The sequence below is a fragment of the Terriglobales bacterium genome, from assembly GCA_035651655.1.
In the GTDB taxonomy this organism is placed as follows: domain Bacteria; phylum Acidobacteriota; class Terriglobia; order Terriglobales; family Acidobacteriaceae; genus DASRFG01.
In genome coordinates this window covers 48890-71396 of sequence record DASRFG010000030.1, presented here as the reverse complement: position 1 = coordinate 71396, position 22507 = coordinate 48890, and the positions used below count along the sequence as shown (strand labels likewise).

Annotated in this window: 20 protein-coding genes; 11 read left to right on the top strand and 9 right to left on the bottom strand. The window is 57.9% G+C overall.

Annotated elements, in window-relative coordinates:
• Positions 1-523 precede the first annotated feature (523 nt).
• Entirely contained in the window at positions 524-1090 is a 567-nt protein-coding gene (locus tag VFA76_15170) for a hypothetical protein (protein HZR33185.1), read from the top strand.
• Positions 1091-1095: 5 nt separating this feature from the next.
• Here the strand turns inward: VFA76_15170 and VFA76_15165 are convergent, their stop codons facing one another.
• The 3 genes from VFA76_15165 to VFA76_15155 all read right to left on the bottom strand — a co-directional run bounded on the left by VFA76_15165 (position 1096) and on the right by VFA76_15155 (position 3218).
• The gene (locus tag VFA76_15165) at positions 1096-1518 is read right to left on the bottom strand and encodes a vitamin K epoxide reductase family protein (protein HZR33184.1); all 423 of its coding nucleotides are present in this window, start codon (positions 1516-1518) and stop codon (positions 1096-1098) included.
• A 45-nt stretch (positions 1519-1563) separates the two neighbouring features.
• Positions 1564-1881 (bottom strand): PspC domain-containing protein, encoded by a 318-nt coding sequence (locus VFA76_15160; GenBank protein HZR33183.1) that lies wholly within the window; start codon positions 1879-1881, stop codon positions 1564-1566.
• A gap of 68 nt (positions 1882-1949) precedes the next feature.
• The gene (locus tag VFA76_15155) at positions 1950-3218 is read right to left on the bottom strand and encodes a tetratricopeptide repeat protein (GenBank protein HZR33182.1); all 1269 of its coding nucleotides are present in this window, start codon (positions 3216-3218) and stop codon (positions 1950-1952) included.
• A 209-nt stretch (positions 3219-3427) separates the two neighbouring features.
• Between VFA76_15155 and VFA76_15150 the strand changes: the two genes are divergently transcribed.
• A complete protein-coding gene (locus VFA76_15150; GenBank protein ID HZR33181.1) occupies positions 3428-3886 on the top strand; it encodes a hypothetical protein in 459 nt (152 codons plus the stop codon).
• Between the two features lie 65 nt (positions 3887-3951).
• Here the strand turns inward: VFA76_15150 and VFA76_15145 are convergent, their stop codons facing one another.
• Complete coding sequence (locus VFA76_15145) at positions 3952-4914, bottom strand: DUF5666 domain-containing protein (GenBank protein HZR33180.1); 963 nt, start codon at positions 4912-4914, stop codon at positions 3952-3954.
• Positions 4915-5166: 252 nt separating this feature from the next.
• Between VFA76_15145 and VFA76_15140 the strand changes: the two genes are divergently transcribed.
• Positions 5167-6786, top strand: a complete 1620-nt coding sequence (locus VFA76_15140) for a hypothetical protein (GenBank protein ID HZR33179.1) — start codon at positions 5167-5169, stop codon at positions 6784-6786.
• Between the two features lie 67 nt (positions 6787-6853).
• On the opposite strand, the gene thiD is transcribed toward VFA76_15140, so the two are convergent.
• A complete protein-coding gene (gene thiD, locus VFA76_15135) occupies positions 6854-7708 on the bottom strand; it encodes a bifunctional hydroxymethylpyrimidine kinase/phosphomethylpyrimidine kinase (protein ID HZR33178.1) in 855 nt (284 codons plus the stop codon).
• Between the two features lie 442 nt (positions 7709-8150).
• On the opposite strand from thiD, the gene VFA76_15130 reads away from it, so the two are divergent.
• Together VFA76_15130 and pyrF are read left to right on the top strand one after the other, a co-directional pair.
• Positions 8151-8642, top strand: a complete 492-nt coding sequence (locus VFA76_15130) for a septal ring lytic transglycosylase RlpA family protein (protein HZR33177.1) — start codon at positions 8151-8153, stop codon at positions 8640-8642.
• A gap of 19 nt (positions 8643-8661) precedes the next feature.
• On the top strand, positions 8662-9378 hold the full coding sequence (gene pyrF / locus VFA76_15125; protein ID HZR33176.1) for an orotidine-5'-phosphate decarboxylase: 717 nt from the start codon (positions 8662-8664) through the stop codon (positions 9376-9378).
• A gap of 14 nt (positions 9379-9392) precedes the next feature.
• Here the strand turns inward: pyrF and VFA76_15120 are convergent, their stop codons facing one another.
• The gene (locus VFA76_15120) at positions 9393-9767 is read right to left on the bottom strand and encodes an antibiotic biosynthesis monooxygenase (protein HZR33175.1); all 375 of its coding nucleotides are present in this window, start codon (positions 9765-9767) and stop codon (positions 9393-9395) included.
• A gap of 649 nt (positions 9768-10416) precedes the next feature.
• Between VFA76_15120 and VFA76_15115 the strand changes: the two genes are divergently transcribed.
• Positions 10417-12381: a S9 family peptidase gene (locus tag VFA76_15115; protein HZR33174.1), complete on the top strand. Its 1965-nt coding sequence runs from the start codon at positions 10417-10419 to the stop codon at positions 12379-12381.
• Positions 12382-12678: 297 nt separating this feature from the next.
• On the opposite strand, the gene VFA76_15110 is transcribed toward VFA76_15115, so the two are convergent.
• Both VFA76_15110 and VFA76_15105 read right to left on the bottom strand, forming a co-directional pair.
• A complete protein-coding gene (locus VFA76_15110) occupies positions 12679-13980 on the bottom strand; it encodes an MFS transporter (GenBank protein HZR33173.1) in 1302 nt (433 codons plus the stop codon).
• Positions 13981-14079: 99 nt separating this feature from the next.
• Positions 14080-14259: a hypothetical protein gene (locus VFA76_15105; protein ID HZR33172.1), complete on the bottom strand. Its 180-nt coding sequence runs from the start codon at positions 14257-14259 to the stop codon at positions 14080-14082.
• 372 nt (positions 14260-14631) lie between these two features.
• Between VFA76_15105 and VFA76_15100 the strand changes: the two genes are divergently transcribed.
• From VFA76_15100 to VFA76_15090, 3 genes are read left to right on the top strand one after another with little or no spacing between them, the layout of a single operon-like run.
• Positions 14632-16608: a 2-oxoacid:acceptor oxidoreductase subunit alpha gene (locus VFA76_15100; GenBank protein HZR33171.1), complete on the top strand. Its 1977-nt coding sequence runs from the start codon at positions 14632-14634 to the stop codon at positions 16606-16608.
• Positions 16593-16817 carry a hypothetical protein gene (locus VFA76_15095; protein HZR33170.1) on the top strand — a complete coding sequence of 75 codons (225 nt, stop codon included), beginning with the start codon at positions 16593-16595 and terminating at the stop codon, positions 16815-16817. Before VFA76_15100 ends, VFA76_15095 begins: the two co-directional genes overlap by 16 nt.
• A 25-nt stretch (positions 16818-16842) precedes the next feature.
• Positions 16843-17760, top strand: a complete 918-nt coding sequence (locus tag VFA76_15090) for a thiamine pyrophosphate-dependent enzyme (protein ID HZR33169.1) — start codon at positions 16843-16845, stop codon at positions 17758-17760.
• Positions 17761-17954: 194 nt separating this feature from the next.
• Here the strand turns inward: VFA76_15090 and VFA76_15085 are convergent, their stop codons facing one another.
• Entirely contained in the window at positions 17955-19019 is a 1065-nt protein-coding gene (locus tag VFA76_15085; GenBank protein HZR33168.1) for a sigma 54-interacting transcriptional regulator, read from the bottom strand.
• A gap of 953 nt (positions 19020-19972) precedes the next feature.
• Between VFA76_15085 and VFA76_15080 the strand changes: the two genes are divergently transcribed.
• Both VFA76_15080 and VFA76_15075 read left to right on the top strand, forming a co-directional pair.
• Complete coding sequence (locus tag VFA76_15080) at positions 19973-20869, top strand: HAMP domain-containing sensor histidine kinase (protein HZR33167.1); 897 nt, start codon at positions 19973-19975, stop codon at positions 20867-20869.
• A complete protein-coding gene (locus tag VFA76_15075; protein HZR33166.1) occupies positions 20866-22284 on the top strand; it encodes a sigma-54 dependent transcriptional regulator in 1419 nt (472 codons plus the stop codon). Before VFA76_15080 ends, VFA76_15075 begins: the two co-directional genes overlap by 4 nt.
• Positions 22285-22507 lie beyond the last annotated feature (223 nt).

Below are 22507 nucleotides of genomic sequence, written 5' to 3'. Positions count from 1 at the left end.
CCTCAGGGGCTAAAGCCCACTTCTTTCGTGCGCCTTATCGTGGGCCTGAAGGCCCACGCTTCCACGGTGTTCCAGGCTCTTCGAATTGTTTGCGACAAGGCTAGATCGCCACTTATTGGAGACTCTTCACATGTTCGCGTTAACCTTCTTGTAGGCACACGTCCGAAGTAGCTTCCCCCGCAGCGCCGAGTTAGAAACTTTTGCTTCAGAGGCGCTCAGACCCAGGATCATGATGCACTGCTTTGAGAAGCAGCCGATCTTACTCCGCGCTGGGAGTTGTTGCACGCGAGAATCAGTGCCATAGATTCCCAGATAACGGGCGCGACTCCACAATCATTTTTTGAGACCTCCGAGGCGGCAGCCTGGGCGGTGCGGGGCCGACCGGTACCCACGCCAGAACTTCGGTGCAACAGCCGGCCGGCATCAGAACAGTAAGCGTGCTTGCCCTATCGTTTCTTCCAAGCCAGCCCACTTCGGTCTAAGCTGTTCTTTCCCCTACATCTTGCAAACTGAAGGAGTAACAATGTTGAACCGAGCGCTGAAGACTGTAGCGGCCGTGCTTGCACTAGGGGTACTGGCGGCAGCCGGCACCATTCCAGTCGGCACCAGAGTGACCGTGCGGATTGACTCGCAAATCAATTCCAAGACCGCCAGAACGGGACAAAAATTTCATGCCAATCTGGCCAGAGACTTGGTGGTCAATGGCAAGACCATCGCACGTTCCGGCGCGCCAGCGATCGGCAGGGTGACCCACGTGAAATCCAGCGGACGCCTGCACGCTCCCGGAGAGCTCAGCCTTCGCCTGACAGCGGTGGAAGTGAACGGCAAGATGGTGCCCATCTCCACTGGTGCGTTCCGCGCGAAAGGCAAGAGCCACACCAAGAGTAATGCGGTTAAAATCGGCGGCGGCGCAGCCACGGGTGCGGTTCTAGGCGGCGTATTCGGAGGCGGCAAAGGGGCCCTGATTGGCGCGGCAGCGGGTGGAGCAGCCGGTACTGGTCTGGCCGCAGCCACGGGCAAGGAAGAGGCGGTCATACACGCGGAGACCGCGATGACGTTCACGCTGCGCGAGACGGCGCATACGAAATAGGCAAACTACGTCTGGCTTGCTGGCCGACGGTCGCGCTGAAAAAGCAACACGATCAGCGCCAACAGTGTGATCAGGCTGATCGTAACCAGTGAGGCCACACAGTACTGGCACCAAACTCCGAGCACGGTCTTTTCAATATTGGCGAGATATAAGGAAAAGGCCAAGCCAATGACCGCGGCAGCGGTCATGATGCGCACGCGATTGAGCATCGCCAGCGCTCCCAGAAGCACGTAACCGATAATGCCGATGAGGGCCACGGGAATACCGTGGAAGACCGCGAACTTGCTATGGTTCACGATGCCACAGTCCCAGACATCGTTGATGCTGCAAGGGGCCGACTCGGTGCTGTAATGGATTTGCAAGGCGCGATAGGAAACGTAAACCCCCACCAGGGCCAGCGCCGCAATCAGTCGTCGCAAAAGAGGCATGAGCTCATTGTGGCATAACCAAACAAATTAGCCGCAACACATATCCTACGTAGTGGTCCCGACACGCTCGCCGTTAGCTGGAGCACTGGCAATTTCCGGCTCCTCGGGCATGACGATCCAGGCGACCAGATAGGCAAGGAAGCCCACCCCGGTCATGATGGCTACAATCAGCCAGACCAGGCGGACAACGGTCACATCAATGTCAAAGAACTCAGCGAATCCCAGGCAGACGCCGGCGACTTTACGTCCAATGCGTGGCCGCACCAGGCGTTTGCGTGCTAGAACGGCGCCCACACGTCTGCCGCAGTAGGCACAAAGGTTGGCGTCATCCTGAATCACCTTGCCACAGTAGTTGCAATACATATCCACCTCGCTACAGTTCTATACGAGACTGAGGGCCTGAGGGTTCCGTGCTACCCGTGAACTGCTGACTACTCCCGATAGGCTTCCCGGATGTGCTTGCGGGCGGCGTCCGCGGGCGGGCTGGCGGAGTTTTCGGCGACCACGGCTTGATATTTCTTCACCGCAAGCTCGCGTTTTTGCAGCAGGTCATACATTTCGCCGGCCGCCAGGTTCGCCTTTTGTTGAATTTCCGGGTCCGGCTGGGGGACTTGATCCACAAGATTGTAAGCATCGGCAGCGCCTTGATAGTCTTTGCGCTTGCGCAGTACCTCACCCAGGTTGAGCGCCGCGAGCTCGTAATGCCCATTGGGGAAGCGCCCAGCCTTTCCTTGCTGATAAAGATTGCGATATTGGTCCGCGGCCGCCTGGTCATTTCCAGCAAGACGCAACAGATCTGGTTCTTCGATCGCAAATACAAAGTTACGCGGATAACTCTGGGAGAGCGAGCGCACCAGCTTGAGGGCTTCGTCAAAGCGTTTCTCACGGCGTAAGAAAAGCGCGAGGGCTACTTTGGCATCCACGCTGGCGTCTCCGCCATGATTGGCGACCTCGTAGAGATAGTCGATACCGCGACTTTTGCTTCCGCCCAGACCCACCATGGATGCGGCCACTTTGACTGCCAATGGCAAGCTGCCAATGACGTAATTGTGAATGCCGACCACCATCTTCGCATCCGTGTATTGGGGATCCAGCTCGAGGACGCGCTCATTATCGCGGCGTGCGCCGACCGCACTGCGCAGCGCCGCAAACCAGGAGCGTTCCACCAGCGCGGTGTAGGTAGAGCGCAAACCTCGAGTAGCTCCCCGGGCATAAAGCGCAGAAGTGTCATTGGGATTTGCAGCCAGCCGCTTCTCGCTGAGCGCAAAGGCGGTGCGAACCAGTTCGTTTATGCGCGCCTGCACCTTGGGATCGGGTGGGCGATGCGGCTGATTAATAAAGGTGTCATTCGCATAGGCAGAGGGATCAATCAGTCCCATGCGATTCATTTCGCGGAACAGCACCGCGGTCAGCAGATGATAGGCGGCGAAGGGATCATCGGGTTGCGCCTTGAATGCGAGTTCAAAGTCCTTCACCGCGGCGTCATAATCCATGTTGTAGAAATGATCGTAGCCACTTCGGGTGTAAGGGTCGCTGCGGTGAACTGTGGGTGAAGCTGGCTGCGAACCGGCAGGGCTTGCGCTTCTGGTCGGCGGAGATTGCGGCGGCCGCTGGCCAACCGCAAAGAGCGACAAGGCAGCCACCAGGCATAGCAATGCCGAGCACTCTAGAAATGCAGGTTTTTGCCGACGGTCGGTCACAGGGGGAAGCTTAAGTTTACCCGATAAGGAGACGCCGGGGTGCACCTCATCCGGCAACCACCCGGCTAAACTTTCAGCATTAGAGTAAAACTTGCTGGAGTAGTTTCCAACAGGGCTGGCTCCGCAGCGTAAGCCAATCAGGTGCAAGGAGTTAGAGTGATGGTCTTTTGGTCATTGGCTTGCGAAGAAATACGCAGGGAGTTTTCTCTATGTCAGGTGCAGCACATAATCCGGGCCAGGAATTCTGGCAACCGCCGGTGAGCCAGGCAGTGCAAACGCCGGAGCCAACGGGCCGCATGGTGGAAGTTTGTGACCGATGCGCAGCCGAATTCGTGATGGGATCCCGCTATTGCCACGTATGCGGCTGGGCACGTAGCTCCCGTCTTGCCACCACCACGCGCGGCGTGGGCCGGCACTTCCGAATTGCGAGGCAGGCAATCTCTACCGAAATGCGGAACATTAGAGAAGTGTTGGGACTGGGTACTACTTCGCTTGTGGCCCTGACCGTCGGAATGCTTTGTCTGCTGGGCGCGATTTTTACCGGCGTGGTCTTCACCGCCACCACAGTGTTGGATTGGCAGGCAGTACAGCTATGGCGCATCGAATGGCTATTGGGCGCCAGCACGGCTTTCCTGGCCGGAATTTTATTGAAAAAGCGGCCGTCTTAACACCTGCGACAATTTCATCAAAAAAGCGGCGCTTTGAGCGCCGCTTTTCTTTTACTCACAAAAGCTTATTGTCTGGATTCGGCCGGCTGCGGAACGAAGCTGATCTCCGTGGCGGTATAGCCTGAGCCGCTAAAGATTGTCTGGATGAGTGCATTAGCGCCAAGGCGAAGTTGGTCGCGATTGGAAATACGGTTAGGGTTAAAACTGATGTCGTACGTTCTCTGGTCGCTCTGGTTCACCAGGGCGATGGTGTTTGACCGCATGTCAATAAAGCTGATCTTGCCATAGAACGTGAATTGCGAACCGGGAGTGGCCACTAGCAAGATCTCATTCGCTACTCCCCTTCCCCGGCCTGAAGAAAATTTCACATTCACCAGCGAACCAGGGCGAAGCTGCGAACTGGAGATTGTGCCCTTATCGCCGCGGACCACGGTGGAGGAAGTAACCCGGAAGCGGACCGGTTGCGATGACAATTCATCCTGCAACGTCATATCACCATTTCCAGGATCAAAACTGACGACCTGCCCACGGGCATCCGCCGGAACGGCACTGGTCACCACGCGGATGTTGCGCGCAAAAACTTTGGATCCGTCGAGCATAGTGTCCACGTAAACCCGATCGCCTTTGTGAATCCCCAACTGAGTGCTCGGAACACCATCCCGGAAAATGTGCGTCCGCTCATCGAACCCGACGTCCATTTTGCTTCCGCCAAAAGGCTGCACCGTAACCCGGTTCCTGACCTGGTCTACACGAGCCACCGTACCGCCCAGAAGCGTGACCTTGCCTTTGGGCAAGGGCGGAACATCGAGCAACGGATCATGATCGTCTTCGGCTGCCGGATTCTTATCCGCATCGGCTGGCTGGGCGCTTGATTGCTGGGCGGCAGGTTGCGAGGTGGGCTGCTTGGAAGATTGCTGGGCGGCAGATTGGGCCCCCGGCGATGGGGGATTCGACGAATTCACTGCGCTTTGGCACATCGCGACCGAAGACATTGCGAACAGCAGCAGCATTCGAACCGCAGACATCATCACAGTACCTCAAGTGAATTGGCAGTTTGGGGTGGGCACTCAGGCCAGCACCAGAAATCGAGCAAAGCACCCGGAATGGTTGGATGCCGAAAGATGCGTCACCGGAGGTAGCCCAAGTTGCACATTCTTTGCAGCGCGCTCCACAGGAATCTCCCCTAGGTGTGGCAACGCCAGGTGGCTCATCAACAATCAGATACAAAGGTGAGCGGCTGCCCGTCCGCCGCTATTCGTGTACCCCTCAGCGGAGGCTTAATGTCCCGGAAACCTTTCTGCCCCCTACTCCTGGCGATAGTGGCTGGATTGCTTGTGGCCATGGCGCCAGCGCAGGGGCAGGGCGGCGTCAGGATCACTCTGCCCAAACGTAGCAAACCGACGCCGGTGCAAAGCTTGAACCGGGAGGGGGTAAAGGCCGTCCAAAAGCACAACTACGAAAAGGCCAAGAAGCTTTTTTATAAGGCCTATCTGCTGGATCCTAACGATCCCTTCACCCTGAATAATCTAGGTTACATCTCTGAATTGGAAGGCAAGGTTGATCGTGCCGAGCGGTTCTATGCGCTGGCTGAAGACCAGAGTTCCGATGCAATCGTAGATCAGGCCAACGAAGCTTCCGCGGAGGGAAAACCGGTCACCAAGGTCGCAGGCAGTGCCGACGATCTCGCCATGCAGGTGAATCGCGACAATGTTCAGGCCATAAGTTTACTGCTCAAAGACCGGGCGCCCGAAGCCGATATCCTGCTGCAGAAGGCGCTGGTACTCGACCCCAAGAACCCGTTCACCCTTAACAATATGGGATTCACCAAGGAGAAGGAGGGTGAGTTCCAGGCGGCGCTGGGCTTCTATATGCAGTCGGCACAGCAGCATTCGCCGGATCCAGTAGTGGTAACCGTGGACAAGAACTGGCGCGGCAAGCCGATCAGCGAAATTGCCGAAAACAATGCCAAGAAGCTGCGCAAACAGCTGAGCCAGAAAGAGACCCCTGCGACCCGGGTAGCACGACTGAATCTGCAGGGCGTGTCGGCGATTAACCGCAACGAACCTGATAAGGCGAGAGATGTTTTCCAGCAGGCATATAAGCTCAATCCCAATGATGCCTTCACCCTGAACAATATGGGGTATCTGGCGGAGATGGAAGGCGACCGGGAGACGGCTGACTTTTACTACGACAAGGCGCGCGAAGCGCAAAGTGCAAAGCAAAAAGTGACGGTAGCCACGCGCAAGGACATGGAAGGGAGGAGATTGAGCGAGGTAGCCGACACCAGCGATACCGCGGTTCAGCAGCAAATTGAAGCCAAATTGGCGGAGCGGCGGCGCGAAGGCGGTCCGGTCCGGCTCATGCGGCGCGACCGAACCCCGGTGATCGAACCCGACAAGCCTGTAACCCCGGCGCCGACCTCGGAAAATCGGACACCAGCTAGCGAAGCACCGACTTCCGGGACTGGGCCGGAAGCAGTTCCTGGCAATAGTCAACCCCAGGGCGGCCTACTGATGCCTCTCCCGGAGAATGAACAACCGGGAAATCCCGACAATGCGGCTCCGGCACAACCTTCGTCAGGCCAACCCGGTGCCCAGCCCACGCCTGCGCAGCCTGCTCCATCGCAACCTGCCCCGTCTCAGCCGGCGCCGGCGCAACCTAATCCGCCGGCGGGCAACAACTCACAGCCAGACAACGGTGGCCTGATAATGCCGCTGCCTGACGATCAGCAGCCCGCCAATGCGGACAAGGCCAAGCCCGCACAGCCGCAGAATGCGCCGCAAGCGGCGCCGCAGCAGCCGGCTCCTGAAGGCGGGATCATGGAGCCTTTGCCTGATAACCAGCAGCCGCCAAATGCCGGCCCCACGCCAGACAACAATTCCAAACCGCCGCAGAAATGATTTAAGAGCGCGAGATTGTATTGCGTTGTTGTCTTGGATCTGATGACCTGTTCTCCAGGTCGCAACTTCAGTGCACCGTCTCCGAATCTTCTATCGCAGCCTGGCGGCGTGGTTGTTCGTGCATGCGATAGAGATGGTCAACCGGTCCAACCCCTCGCCCCAGCCCACTGGCGTGGGCAATGGCCGCGGCAACGTAGGCTTTTGCCAGTAGAACAGCCTCCGGTATGGTGCGTCCCAGAGCGAGATGGCACGCCAGAGCGCTGGCAAACGCGCAGCCCGTACCATGAGTTGAGGTGGAACGCTGGCGCTCGCCTTTGAAAGTCTGTTGCTGGAAGTCCCCGTCAGGCGTGGCGTAACTCAGCAGGTCAATAGGCTTTTCAAGGTGGCCGCCGGTAACCACGACGTTGGGAGCGCCCAGCTCGTGCAGTCGCTCAGCGGCAGCTTTCATCTGCTCGACATCAGTTACCGGCATTTCGGCCAGGACCGCGGCTTCATCAAGGTTGGGCGTGATCACGGTTGCCAGTGGCAGGAGCCGCTCCGACATCAACTGTGCGCCTACTTTATCCAGCAACCGGGCGCCCGAACTCGACTTCAGTATGGGGTCGAGAACCACGCTTGGCGGCCGGTATTTTTCCAGAAACTCGGCCGTCGCTATTACCACTTCCGCCGAGCCCAACATTCCAATCTTGACCGCGGCAATCTCGAAGTCGGCAGCCAACTCGTTCAGAGTACTGGTCACCAGGCCTGCAGGCAGGGGCTCCACCCTGCGAACTCCAGCGGTGGACTGCACGGTGAGCGCAGTTATACAGGAGACTCCATAGCAGCCGTGGGCGGCTATGGTCTTGATGTCTGCCGTGATGCCCGCTCCCGCAGAAGGATCAAAGCCAGCGATGCTGAGCACGACGGGCGGCGCTTGGCCCATACTCAAAATCTAACGGAACCGAGCGTACAGCAAAAGGGCTTTCTGGCCGATTTCTGAACAGACGTAACACCAAGGTTCCTGCTCAAGCTTTCGTTTCACCATGGGCGCATTAGCTGAATGACCCCGCACGCGGGAAGATTCCGAGCTGCCCACTGCATGGTGCATATAAGGTACACACCCTAGATTTACCAGTCTGCCACGACAACACTTCCCCTAGTGCAGTCATCTCAAATCCGCCGCTTGGAAAGCGGGTGCTACTAGTCACTAAGCCCCACGAACTAAAGTAATGGTTTAAGTAACTAGTTTTGGCTTCAACAGGTTACCCCAAAGTGAGTACCACTGACCCTTTGACACTGACCCCCGCGCCTTCTACCATTGGCGGACATTTGAGGAATACCCAGCACTGGTAGGGGAGGCGACTTTAGAGATGCGAGGTGACTGAATGCGACGAAGCATTATCCCGATCCTGGTGGCTTTGTTTTACGTCACCAGCCTTGGGGCGGCGCCAGGGCCAAACAGCTCCGAGTCAGTAAGCACCACTACTACAGGTCCCAAAAATAACGCTAGCCACGGCGTACGTCCCGAAAAAGTGAAGGCCCCGAAACCTTACCAGGTGGGTGTTGCCTCCTGGTACGGAAGCTATTTCGAGGGTAAACCGACTGCCAGCGGCGAACCGTACGATATGCATCAATTCACCGCTGCCCACCTTAAGCTGCCTCTGGGCACTTGGGTGCGGGTCACCAACCTGCGGAACGGAAACTGGGCAATCTTGCGGGTAAACGACCGCGGACCCTACGTGGCCGGCCGTATCATTGATGTCTCCTACGGCGCCGCCCGCATGCTCGACTTTAAGAGCCGCGGTCTGACGCAGGTGCGGGTGGACATCGTCCAGCCGGAAGTGGCCACTTCCCAAACTGTAGCGAACTTGGACTAGTTCCCTATAAACTGAGCGCGTGACCGAAGCGCGCGACCGACTCATCATCGCTCTCGACGTTTCCACGGCTGCTGCGGCACGAAAGATTGTCGCAGCGGTCGGGGAGTCGGCTTCAACCTTTAAGGTCGGCAAACAACTGTTTACGGCAGAAGGCCCGCAGATCGTCCGCGAGCTTATTGGCTCTGGCCGCAAAGTCTTCCTCGACCTGAAATTCCATGACATTCCCAATACCGTGTCCGGGGCGGTGGCAGAAGCGACCAGGCTGAAGGTCAGCATGCTGACCGTCCACGCCAGCGGCGGCGGCAAGATGCTGCAGGCGGCCGCCGAGGCAGCGGGGCCGACGGGTCCGCTGGTGTTAGCAGTGACGGTTCTCACCAGCCTGAGCGATCAGGACCTGGACGAGGTCGGTATCAGCGGACGGGTGGTGGACCAGGTCCTGCGACTGGCTAACCTGGCCCGGGTTTCCGGGTGCGGCGGAATCGTGGCCTCGCCATTGGAAGCGCGCGAGGTGCGACGCGAATTGGGCACGGGCTTCGCCATCGTGACTCCGGGTGTACGTCCGGCCGGCGGCGACCCAGGCGACCAGGCCCGCGTGACCACCCCGGCCGAGGCTATTGCGGCCGGAGCTACCCACCTGGTGGTCGGCCGGCCAGTGACCGCAGCGAAAGATCCCGGCCTGGCAGCCCGAAAGATAGTGGAAGAGATGGTTTCGGCAGGCGTGCCCATCAGCGCATAACCCCGGCCCCTTTCTTACTCGCGGTTGAGGAAAGAGCCTATACATTTCTCTGAGGCACGCACTGCCGCGCAACGATGGTCCAGCGCCTCGTAGTCGGCGCGATGCTCTGCCAGCAACTTCTCGAACTCCGGGAGCGATGCAAAGTAGTCCACGGTGACGTAGCGTCCTTTGGTCTCCCTATCGCAATGCAGCTCGGTGCGAATGAAGGCTTCGCTGCGCCGGAATAGCTGGGCCCAATCTCCTTCCGGACCGTAAATCTTTTCAAATTCCCTTTCGCGACCGGGCTTGGCGTGGAACTCGAAAATCCGAACGAAAACTCCTTCACCGCTCTTTTCGGACCTGGTCATGAATGAATCCTTGCGGACGGCGTCGCTTTTCTTAGATGTCATCCCGAGCACAGGGAGGATCCCTATGCACTCCTATCCGCCCACGCGCCGTAGGCATTCCTCGCTTCACTCGGGACGAGAATCGGTAGTGGGCTGTTTTGAATTTAACTCACCTGTCAATGGCAAGCCTCCTGTGGCATGATGTCCTCATTCACGTCGTCATTTTCCTCGCGTTCGCGTTTTAAGGCATTGATGGTAGCGGCGTCGTACCAAACTCTGCGTATTACTCCCGCCATGGAAGCGGGCTTCGCGGATCATGTTTGGAGTTTGGAAGAATTGGTGGGATTATTGGAGCATAAGGTGCAGGGAGCGGCAGCATGAAAAAAGGCATCCTAGCCATGCAAATCGCGTTTGGATTCCTTCTCTGCCTTACTATTCTTTGGGCGTGGCTGTACTCTCCCGTTCCACTTTGGGAAGTAACTTATCCTGACGGCTCTCAACCAATCGGTTGGCATTCTGGGGTCGCTGCACTCAGCGTCCTTTTAATGTGCCAATACCTGTCACGCCTGATTTTTAAGCGATTCACAAGCTAGAATTTCAAAACAGCCCACCACCCGACAATCTTACATTGGCTGAAAACCAGGGCGGTTGCGGTAAACTTTGCGGCTACTCAATCCCAGACTGTTGGTTGTTGAGCACCGAGGAGAAGACCTTGAGCAATCGGCGTGGCGCATTCGTTTTTCTTCTATCCACTCTTTTTTTAACGGCAAACGCTTTGGCAACTGCGGCTAGTTCGCCGGATGAGCGCCAGCCTACCGACCCTAAGGCCATCACTTCTGCCAGCAATCCTGGGGCAGGAGCAGTTCCTATAGACGACCTGTATTACACGCGCACAGTTTTTAGCCCATCGTGGTCACCTGACGGCCGCGAGGTGGTATTGACCACCAATCTGACTGGGCGGCTGAATCTGTGGAAAGTTTCCGCGGCCGGCGGTTGGCCCATTCAGCTCTCGCAATCTGACGACCGTCAATCGAGCGCGGTATGGTCGCCAGACGGGAAGTGGATCGTCTATGAGCAGGACTTCGGCGGCGGCGCAGTCTTCGATCTCTTTGCGATTCCTAGTGGGGGTGGAGGGGCGGTAAACCTGACGCACACTCCAGCTATCTCTGAAACCAGCCCGTTGTGGTCGCCGGACGGCAGCAGGCTTTCACTCGATTACAAACTGCGGACCGAGTCGCAGGTGGATATTGCGCTGTTGGATTGGAAAACGCGGCAGGTCCATAAGCTGACGAACGAGAAGACCAAAGACCACGTCTGGTCCGCTGTGGCCTGGTCGGGCGACGGTAAGACGATTTATGCCAACCGGGCAAATGTGGGCCACACCGATTCGGACGTCTATCGGGTGGATGTCGCCACAGGCACGACTGAGAACCTTACGCCACATCAGGGACAGATCATTTACCAAGCGTCGTCGCTGGCGCCCGATGGACGCGCCTTGTTGATTTCATCGAACGAAAAAGCTGGATATTCCAATGTCGCCTTGCTCGATGTCCAGAGCAAAAAACTCTCGTGGGTGACCGACCTGAAGTGGGATGCGGAGCCTGGTGATTTTGCTCCTGATGGCAGAAGTTTCACCTACGGCGTCAATGAAGACGGGCGCATTCATAGCTACATAGTTGATCGCCAATCCGGGCGCGCCGAGAAATTGAATTTTCCGGTTGGAATCACCGAAGCATCCGGCAAGCCGAAAGCATTCTCGCCGGATGGCACACGGCTGCTGGTGCTGCACCAGGGGTCAACTCAGCCATCGGATTTATGGGTATATCAGATGGCTACCCGGCGCGCGACGCAGCTTACGCATTCAGCCATCGCTAGCTTGAACCCGGCGCAGCTCCCGGCGTCGCAATTGGTTCACTACAAAACATTCGATGGCAAGGTGATTAGTGCGTTCCTGTGGATGCCATTCAACTTGCAACGGGACGGAAGCAATCCCGGAATCGTCCTTCCGCACGGTGGTCCGACCGGCCAGACCACTGATTATTTCGACAAGACGGCCGCGGCCCTGGCCTCTCGCGGTTACGTTTGCATCGCCCCGAACGTGCGCGGCTCCACTGGATACGGGATGGCGTTTCAGAAGGCGAACTATCAAGACCTGGGCGGCGGCGATCTTCAGGACGAGGTTTATGCGGCACAATTTCTGGCTGAAACTGGCTATGTTGACGCCAAGAAGATCGGGATTACCGGCGGTTCCTATGGCGGCTATATGGCAATGATCGCGATCGGCAAAACGCCGGAGGTCTGGGCCGCCGCCGTGGAGCTGTACGGCATCACGGATTGGCTGACAGAGCAGGCGAATGAAGATCCCATCCTGCAACAGTACGATCAGTCCATTCTCGGCGATCCGGTGAAGGACCGAGCGGTTTATGAGAACGCCTCGCCGACAAAATACTTTCAAAACGCGAAAGCGCCGTTGCTGGTGTTGCAAGGCGAGAATGACATTACCGATCCCAAGGAAGAAGCCGAGCAGGTGGTGGCGATCCTGAAGAAGCAGGGCACGGTGGTGGACGCGCACTACTATCCTGATGAGGGGCACGGCTTCGAAAAACGAGAAAATCAGATTGATGCCATGAAGAGAACAGTGGAGTGGTTTGATCGGTATTTGAAAGGAAAGAAGTGAGCCGATGAAGGCCGGGCGAGCTGCGCTCGCCTGCACCGGCGAGGGCGCCTGTGCCCACGCGAGTTGGTTAGACTCCAACCTGCACCGGCGAGGGCGCCTGTGCCTACGCGAGTTCGTTAGACTCCACCTGCACAGGCGAGGGCGCCTGTGCCTACGCGAGTTGGTTAGACTCCAACCTGCACCGGCAAGGGCGCCTGTGCCTACGCGAGTTGGTTAGACTCCACCTGTACAGGCGAGGGCGCCTGTGCCTACGCGAGTTCGTTAGACTCCAACCTATACAGGCGAGGGCGCCTGTGCCTAGGTGGGTGACTGAGCTTTTTCCGGCACGGGCCGCCGCCATAAGCTGAGCGCGCGGAACCAGACTGCAGCCGGAATAATCATGACGCATCCGGCAAGCGCGGCTACGGTGCGCACTGAAACTCCGCGGTCAATCAGCAATCCCCCGATCCAGGCACTCATGGCCATGGTCAGCATGGCAAAGCCCAGGTCGGCGGAGAACACACGCCCGCGAAACCGGTCTTCTGTGTTGAGCTGTAGGAGCGTGTTTGAGGAAACCCAAATATTGGACGCAGCCATATGGGCGAAAACAATAGCTGTACAGGCAAGCGCCAGGTTCGGCGCGCCACCCAGCAGCACATAGCCGACTCCGCCTCCGACCAGTCCGAACAAAATAAGCGCGCGCAAACGCGACTGATTCTGCGCTGCCCAGCTTGCCGAGAGTAACGGCCCAACCAACGAGCCGAAGCCGCGTGCCGCCATTAACAGACTCATGCTGAACATGCCGCCGCGGCTGGCCGACATGCCATCGCCGGTGAGGGGAAATACTTTCTCTCCCATCACCGGGAAAAGAACCCAGTTCACGCCCATGATTCCGATTCCGCATTTCACGAACATGGTGGCCAGCAGCCGGGCATCACTGCGAATGTAACGAATGCCATCGGCTATAGGAGAGTAGTCCACCAGATCGCGGAGCCGCAGCGGACCGTGCAACTCGGTATGCGCCTCGCGGAAGTTCATTCTTCTGAGCAGCGCCGCCGACAGCAGGAAGGAAGCCGAATTGATAATGAACACCGCGTCCCGGCCCAGGAACGCGGCCACCAGTCCGCCTAGCAGGGCGCCAATGGCAAAATTTGCCGACCACGTCGTAGATCCCAGGGTATTGGCGGTGATCAGATCTTCTTCTGCGGTGATATTCGGCAAAACTGCGGTGCGCGCGGGCTCGAAAAACGCCCACATGATGGTTTCAAGAAATAACAACGGATAAATCAGCCACACCATCGAACGCGAGCGCACCAGCAGCATGGAAGCGACGATGACGGCACGCAATAGGTCGGCGGCGATCATCACTTTCTTGCGGCTGATGCGGTCGTTGATCACACCCGCCATCGGCCCCACGAAAGTTTGGGGGAGCACCTGGAGGACGAGCGCTCCCGCCACCGAAGAAGCTTTGCCGGTCAGCTCCAGCAAAAGGCTGTAAATAGCAACGGCATAGAACCAGTCACCGATCTCGCTGATGATTTGGGCAAACCACAGCCGGCGGAAATTCTTGTTTCCGCGCACCAGCCGCCAATAACTCGCGAGGGCAACCGAAAATGCCATGTTTCTGGTGGACCCGTGGATGGATTCTAGGTGAGAAGGCGGCTATTCGATAGAACACGTCGCCGAAGCCAGTCTTTTTAACTCCAACCGGCGAACCAATTAAAGCTTTTCGTAGAACTCACATCCCGAGCAGGATATGAAGACACCGCCTGGGATACCGCGTTCACGGTCCTTCACCCGCTTCACGATGCGGGTGGGTTTCCCGCACTTGGGGCAGTCGGTGCTTTTGGTGGTGTCCATGACCTTCTTGCGGTCGGCCGTCTTTGCAATCTTTGCCATCAATTCACTCCTGGGACGCAGTCCCCGCGCCTGGCGCGCATTAGTCGCAATTGTTGGGAATTCGACGCGGAAGCGTAAATAGTATTGCGCAATTGATTTTACCTGAAATGCCGCCACCGGTGAGTGCCGTGACCCGGCGGCTTGAATTTGGGCTTTCCTTCAATTGTCGCACTATTGCTTAGCGGAAATCCTTGACAGGCGTTTTCAACGGTTGTCTAATCGCTCGCATCTCGGGAAATCGACCTAGGCGCAAGGGACAAGCCAAGCCAAGTTTTGGGGGACGATCCTGGGACTCTTTAACCTAATCGCACGCCCCCACTTCCCTGACCTCCTGGTCGGACGGGAAGTTCTGACTCACTCAGGGGACGTGCCATGGCTGAATTTTCCAGCATCACGATCGGAATCGCAGGCGCCGCCGGCGATGGCCTCGACAAAACTGGCGACACCCTTGCCAAGACCGCCGCGCGCCTGGGCCTTTACGCGTACGCCTACAACAGCTATCAGTCGGTGATCCGCGGCGGCCACATCTGGCTGCGCGTCCGGCTGGGGCAGGAAAGGCTCGGCTCGCACGGCGACCACCTGCACGCGCTGATTGCGCTGAACCAGGACTCCATCGAACGTCATGCGCCCGAGGTTGAGTCGGGCGGCATCGTCATCTTTAATTCCGACAAGCTACGCTGCAACATCGCATTGCGCGACAACGTTGTCTCAGCCCCCATTCCTGTCGGCCAGCTCACCAAGCCGCTCGGCCCGGTGCAGCCGATCATGCAGAACACGGTCGCGCTAGGCGCGCTGCTCTTCCTGATCGGACTGGAGTTCGACGTCACTGCCGGTGTTTTCGCCGATACGTTCGGCCACAAGGGCCAGGCCGTCATCGACCAGAACGTAAAGCTCGCGCGCGCCGGTTACGACTACGCTCGCGAGCATTTCGCGCCTCTCGGCTGCAAATGGAATTTTTCACGCAAGCGCCGCCCCTTCATTACCGGGAACGAAGCCATCAGCCTGGGCGCGTTCGCAGCCGGCTGCAAGTTTTACTCGGCTTATCCCATGACGCCGGCATCCGCCATCCTGCACTGGATGGCAAATCACGGCGAGCGCTGCGGCATCGCCGTCAAGCAGTGCGAGGACGAACTCGCAGTAGTTAACACGGCTGTCGGCGCCGGTTTCGCGGGCGTGCGCGCCATGTGCGGCACCTCCGGCGGCGGCTTCGCGCTCATGACTGAAGCTATTGGAATGGCGAGCATGATCGAGGTTCCGGTCGTCATCGTCGAGGTGCAGCGCGGCGGTCCGTCCACCGGTATTCCCACGAAGACGGAGCAGGCCGACCTCAACCAGGTTTACGGCGCATCGCAGGGGGATTTTCCCCGTGTGATTATTGCACCCACCGATACCGCTGACTGCTTCCACTCCACTGTCGAAGCCTTCAATCTCGCGGAAAAATACCAGCTTCCCGTCATTATTATTTCCGACCTGCTGGTTTCGGAACATCCGGAGACGATCGAGCCCGAGGAGTTGCCCGCCACTGTGCCGATCGATCGCGGCGAACTGGTCGCGGACTGGCCCGGCGGCAAATACAAGCGCTATGCTTTCACTTCGTCCGGCGTTTCACCTCGCGCGCTTCCCGGCACGGCAAACGCCCATTACATCGCTGCCAGCGATGAGCACGACGAAGAAGGCATTCTGATATCCGACGTTTTCACCAACGCAGCTATCCGCCGCAAGATCGCAGAAAAGCGCATGAAGAAGATGGACCTCGCGCTGCGTGACTTGCCCGCGCCTCAGCTGGAAGGCCCGAGCAATGCCGACGTTACTCTGATCGGTTGGGGCTCTTGCAAGGGCGTGATTCGCGAAGCCATCCCGCAACTCGCGGCACTCGGCGTCATCGCGAATCAGCTGCACTTCAAATATCTGCTGCCTTTCCACAGTCGCGAGGCCGCTGCCATTTTGCGTAATTGCAAGCGCACTATCTGTGTGGAGCTGAACGCCACTGGACAATTTGCCCGCCACCTGCGCGCCGAAACCGGCTACACCGTTCACGACCACATCCTTAAATATGACGGCGAGCCGTTCGAGCCGCACCACATTGTCGAGCAGGTGCAGGCCATACTTGAAGGTAGCCAGCGCTCGCTCGCGGTTACCGCAGATGAGGCCCGCGAGATCGCATATCACTACATCCGCGTGCACCTCGGGGAGGACGTGCGCCCCGGCCGCATCGAACGCGCTGCCACCAACGGTTACCGCGAGCCTACATGGCAGATTGAGATCGTTTCTCGCGATTCCGGGCAAAGGCGCGGCGACTTGCACGTCGGCATTGAAACCGGCTCCACGCATTCGTGGCGAGCCGCTTAACGCGCTTTGGATTTGCCCTGCTTTTGATTTGTCATCCCGAGCGCAGCGAGGGAACTGCTCTCGATTGTCATCCCGAGCGCAGCGAGGGAACTGCTCTCGATTGTCATCCCGAGCGCAGCGAGAGAACTGCTCTCGATTGTCATCCCGAGCGCAGCGAGAGAACTGCTCTCGATTGTCATCCCGAGCGCAGCGAGAGAACTAGGTTCTGAAGAAGGAACGAACACTGGAGGAAACATGGCCACCGTCGTCGAACTGCCCATCGAAACTTACGCAGGCCCGGTTGATCCCGACTGGTGCCCGGGCTGCGGCGACTTCGGCGTCCTCAAGGCCGTGAAGATGGCCGCCGGCGACGCCCACGTCGCCTCCAAGGATCTGGTGGTCGTCTCCGGTATCGGCTGCTCCTCCAATTTGCCCGGCTACGTGCATGCCTACGGAGTTCACTCGCTTCACGGACGCGCGCTCGCGGTGGCCACCGGCATCAAGCTGGCCAATCACGACCTCAAAGTCGTCATCACCGGTGGCGACGGCGATGGTTACGGCATCGGCATCGGCCACTTTATCCACGCGATGCGCCGCAATCTCGACCTCACGTATGTCGTGATGGACAACCAGATTTACGGCCTCACCACCGGCCAGGCATCGCCCACGACAATGAAAGACATGCGCACCAAGTCCACGCCGCGCGGCAACGTCGAGCTGCCCATCAACCCTATTGCGCTGGCGCTCATCTCCGGCGCGACTTATGTGGCGCGCGCCTTCTCCGGCGAGCCCAACCACATGGCCGAACTCATCGCCGGCGGGATCCGCCACAAAGGCTTCGCCCTGATTGACGTTTTCAGTCCCTGCGTGACCTACAACAAGTTGAACACTTATCCCTGGTTCAAGAAACGCGTTTACAAACTGGATGATGCAGGCATGAACGGAAAAGACGTGCCCGGAAACGGCCATCCCGCCCACGATCCCAGCAACGTCCAGGCGGCGCTCGAAAAATCATTTGAGTGGGGAGACCGTATCCCCATCGGCCTCTTCTACCAAGACGACCAGCCCACCTACGAAGACAGCGAGCCCGCCTTCAAACGAGGCCCCCTCGCCAAACAGCCGCTGCACGTGGACAGAACCCTCTTTCAGGAGTTAGTCGAAGAGATGATGTAGTAAGGCTATCACTGACATTCAGATCGCATCGTGCGACGGACATAACCTAAACGCTTGGGTTTGACTAAATCTTTGATCCCACAGTGGCGAGGGGGAGTGGGTATCCCACCCACGGGCATTGTGAATCCGCGCAGGCAAAAAATAGGGCGGACCATTCAGGCCCGCCCTTTTCGGAGTCGAGGACAACAACAGTTTTAGTCGGCGGCGACGCTCTGGGCACCGTTCGTGCCGTTCGCGGCGTTAATGCGCTGACGGTTGGAGGGCAATCCAGTTTCGCGAATCTTATACAGCAGCGCGCGATAGCTGATGCTCAGTGCCCGCGCCGATTGCTTGCGGTTCCAGTGGTTCGCCTGCAGGACTTTCAGTATTACCTTGCGTTCCAGCTCGCGCACTGCCTGGCGGGTGATCTTCTTGAGCGAGATCGGCCCGTCCACCGGAATGTCGGCGTTAAAGAAGTCTTTGGTCTGGCTCACCAGGTCGCTGGTGATCGCTTCTTCCGACCCCAGAATCACATAGCGCTTGATCAGGTTTTCGAGTTCGCGAATGTTGCCCGGCCAGTGATATTTCTGCAGCATGCCCATCAGCTCATTGGAGAGTGTCTTGGCGCGACAGTTATATTTGCGATTGTAGAACTCGAGGAAGTAGGCGATCAGGTCGGGAATGTCGGAGGCGCGATCGCGCAGCGGCGGCATCTGCAGATTCACTACGTTGATGCGGTAGAAAAGGTCCTGGCGGAAATTGCCGGTAGCGATTTCCTGCTCCAGTTGCCGGTTCGTGGCGCACACTACCCGCACTTCCACTTTTTTATCTTCCTGCGCGCCGATGCGGCAGAACTGGCCGTCTTGCAGCAACTGCAACAGCTTGGATTGCAGGGAGGGATCGAGCTCTGAAATTTCGTCGAGAAACAGCGTCCCGCGGTGAGCCATCTCTACCCGCCCGGGTTTCGAACCGTAGGCGCCGGTGAAGGCCCCGCGTTCGTAACCGAAAAGTTCGCTCTCCAGCAGAGTGCCGGGAATCGCCGGACAATTCACTTTCACCAGCGGGCCGGCTTTCCATGGCGAGAGGGAATGAATCATGCGGGCAATAATGTCTTTACCGGTGCCGCTCTCACCCTGGATCAGCACGGGAACATTGGCACAGGCGACCTTGTCCAGGCGCTCGCGCAAGGCCCGCATCGCGTCAGTGCGCCCAAAAACTATCTCTTGCGGAGGGATATCGCCTAAGGCCTGCACTAGCGCGCCCATCGTTGTTGAAGCCATATGTTGCACTCTCACTTGAAACGTCTAACTTACCTGCCCCTGTAATTGCACCTCGAGCGCCAAAGTGAGACACAGCCCTTAATACCCCACTAAATTGCACCTAACTCGCTGCGAATGTGTCAGTTAGAGACCATTTTCGTGCTCTAACCGCCGCCTGTGACTCACGACCACAGAACTGCATATGACAGGGAAAAGGTTTTCACACTGAGGAACTATTCTTCCGCATTTTAGGGGTGAGAAGAGGTTTGGAGAACTTCAGACCCAGCAACTGAGAGTTCACGGAGGCGCCGCGATGAACCAGCCGAGCGAACAACCGCCGAACCGTTCGAGGCAGGCCAGCTGGTTTAGTTTGGGGCGCGCACGGCACCTCCAGTGACACTCTGGAGGGCACTGGAACATGGCGTCCCACGGCCAACAGAACGCCCCCGGCGCTGACGTTTAGAGCGGTACCAAATTCCAGGAATTCGTGACCCCGCTGGTCGCGTCCTCGCACGAACATGGGGACCGCTAACGGCAGTCTTTCCCATTCCCGCCGCTCTTTTGAAGATGCTTTCCGCGCCAAGGTTATGCCCCTAGACCAAAGTCAATTGTTATTCCTCGCATCTAAAGGGCCACATCTCTACGACTTACGAACCTGTCTAATCTCAATTTGGCGCATCCCGGTTGGGAAGGTGATGGCCCTCGTAAGTTCGCAGATTCACCCACTTCTTCAAGATCGTCGGCATGGCCGTAATTCCAAGTGTTAACCAGTGCGATATGTACATGGTTGTAACCCGCGGTAATGTTCTTCTCACTTATGACTAAAGGGGTGCATTTCACGATTGACAGGTGGTAACTGTGCGGATAGCATCTCAGCACAAGGTTAGCTCGCTGAAGTGGCTAGAACGAAAGCCGACCCTCCCCTCTTGTTGCGAAGCCTAAGTGGACGGTAAGCACAGGCCCGGGAGATGAGTGTGTCTAATGCATCCAGCCGCGCCGTGGCAATGAGCCCGGTTGCCGAGAACCCCGATCTTCGCGCCAGTTCGGGGAGCCAACAGGAGCTGCTGCAAGCCTACATGCAGCTCCAGGAACGCTATCGTCGCTGCACCGATGCGTTAGCTGCCGCAGCGCACGACCTGAAAACCCCGCTTGCTATTCTCGCCGGCTACATCGAATTGCTGCAAAGCGAGAAGTTGGGAGATCTTAGCGAGCGTCAGCGCAACGTATTGAAGGACATGCAAAGCAGCAGCGTCCGCCTCGAGCACTTCATTCAGGATTTCCTGACGTTCAGTGTGCTCGAAACCGGCGAACTGAAAATGAGATTTGAGATGGCAGATATGAATGGCTGCCTCTCCGAAGTGTGCACGTTCTGGTCAACCCGTTTTCAGGAAAAGGGTGTGGCCCTTTATTTCCTGCCTAACGAAAAGCTACAGCGCTTCATGTTCGACGGTGCAAAGGTGCAACGGGTGGTTTCCAATTTGCTTGAAAACGCGGTGAAGTTTACTCCTCAAGGCGGCACCGTCTGGCTGCACGCCGAGCCGTACATGTGGGAGCGGCGGACGATCTACACCCCCGATCTGCCGCACGATCGCCGCCGGCAAAAAGCTGAGGTACTAAATTCTGTGAAAGTAAGCGTTTCAGACACCGGGCCGGGAATCGGTCCGGAATTTCATCAAGAGATTTTTGACGATTTTTTCCGACTGCCTCAAGGCGGCACTCAGTCTGATGGCATGGGGCTTGGACTTGCCATTGCCCGCCGCCTGGTGCAGGCCTTCGGAGGAAAAATCTGGGTGGAGAGCGAATTGGGTTCGGGCAGCAAATTCTCATTCCTGATGCCGCTACGTCCGATGGTTTCTGGGGGGGCGCGATGAGCACCGCCCCAAATCCGAGCATCCTTCTGGTTGATGATGAACCCGGCATGTTGCGTTACATCCGCACCTTGCTCGAGGTGGACTCATACAAGGTGGAGACCGCCAGCAACGGCGAACACGCGCTGCAGCGGGTGCAGAGCGGGCTCAGCCCTGACCTGGTGCTGCTCGACCTGCTGATGCCCGGCATTGACGGTCTCCAAACCCTGGAGCAGCTGCGCCAACTGCAGCCCAGCATGAAAGTGGTGATGCTTTCCTGCGTAAGCGACACCCGCAAGGTTGTGCAGGCGATCCGGCTGGGAGCGCAGGATTACCTCACCAAGCCTTTTCAGAAAGCGGAACTGGATGCGGTCATTAAGCAATGCTTGCGTTCAGAGTCGCAACCCTATGCCGGCGAAGTAGAGGAGCTTTGCGACGACGTGTTTTTCGTTGCCGGCAGTCCGGCGATGAAGAAAATCCGCTCCCAGGCCGCTTTGGTGGCGGGAGTGGACATCCCAGTACTTTTGCTAGGTGAGAGCGGGACCGGCAAGGAAGTGCTGGCGCGCCTGATCCATAAACTATCGCCGCGCGCGCACCGCACCTTCTTGAAGGTTAACTGCGCGGCAGTCCCCGCCGATTTGCTGGAGAGCGAATTGTTCGGGTACGAGGCGGGAGCGTTCACCGGGGCCACCCATTCCAAGCCCGGCAAATTTGAGCTGTGCAACAAGGGTACGATCTTGCTGGATGAGATTGGCGAAATGCCCCCTATGCTGCAAGCCAAGCTGTTGCACGTTTTGCAGGACCAGCAGTTCTCCCGACTGGGCAGCCGTTCGGTGGTCAAGGTAGACGTGCGCATTCTGGCCGCCACGAACATCAATATTCCGGAGGCGATTGCGAACAAGCGCCTGCGCGAAGACTTGTATTACCGGTTGAATGCATTCACGCTACAGCTTCCGCCGCTGCGCGAACGGAAGGAAGAAATTCCACTGCTGTTGAAACACTTTATGTCGCGTCTGGCCGAGCACTATGCTCGTCCTCCGCTGCCGCTCTCGGCAGCGCTTCAGCAAAAATGCCTGGATTATCCCTGGCCGGGCAATCTGCGTGAGCTAAGCAATTTCGTCAAACGCTACCTGATTCTGGGTGACGAAGCTACTGCCATTCATGAGTTGCAACCCAATTCCGACATCAACACTTCGGTGGCTTCCGCCGGCCGCGGCGCCGGAGAGCAATCGCGCGGGTTGAAGTCTCTGGCGCGTAGCGCTAAAGATGAAGCCGAGGCTGAGGCCATCACTCGTGCTTTGGAAGAGACCAATTGGAACCGTAAACAGGCTGCAGCGCTGTTGAAGATCAGCTACAAGGCCCTGCTATATAAGATCCGGCAGTATGGAATCGCCGAGCCCAACGGCAACGGACATCATCGCCTTTCAGCCGGCACCTAATAAAAGACCGACGTCGAACAGGCGCGCCCCGGACCGATTTTTTTCAGGCGTTATCGCAAGAAGTTTCACCTTCGTGACGCCGCATCCACCCGCCAAGTCTCTGATTCCACGCCAACATTGAAGTTACGTGAGCACCGGAAGTCTCGCCGTGTGGTAACCCAATTGCTTTCCCGAGGAGTAAGTTGTAGGAGCGCGCCATGAGCTCGTCTGTAGGTGCTTTACT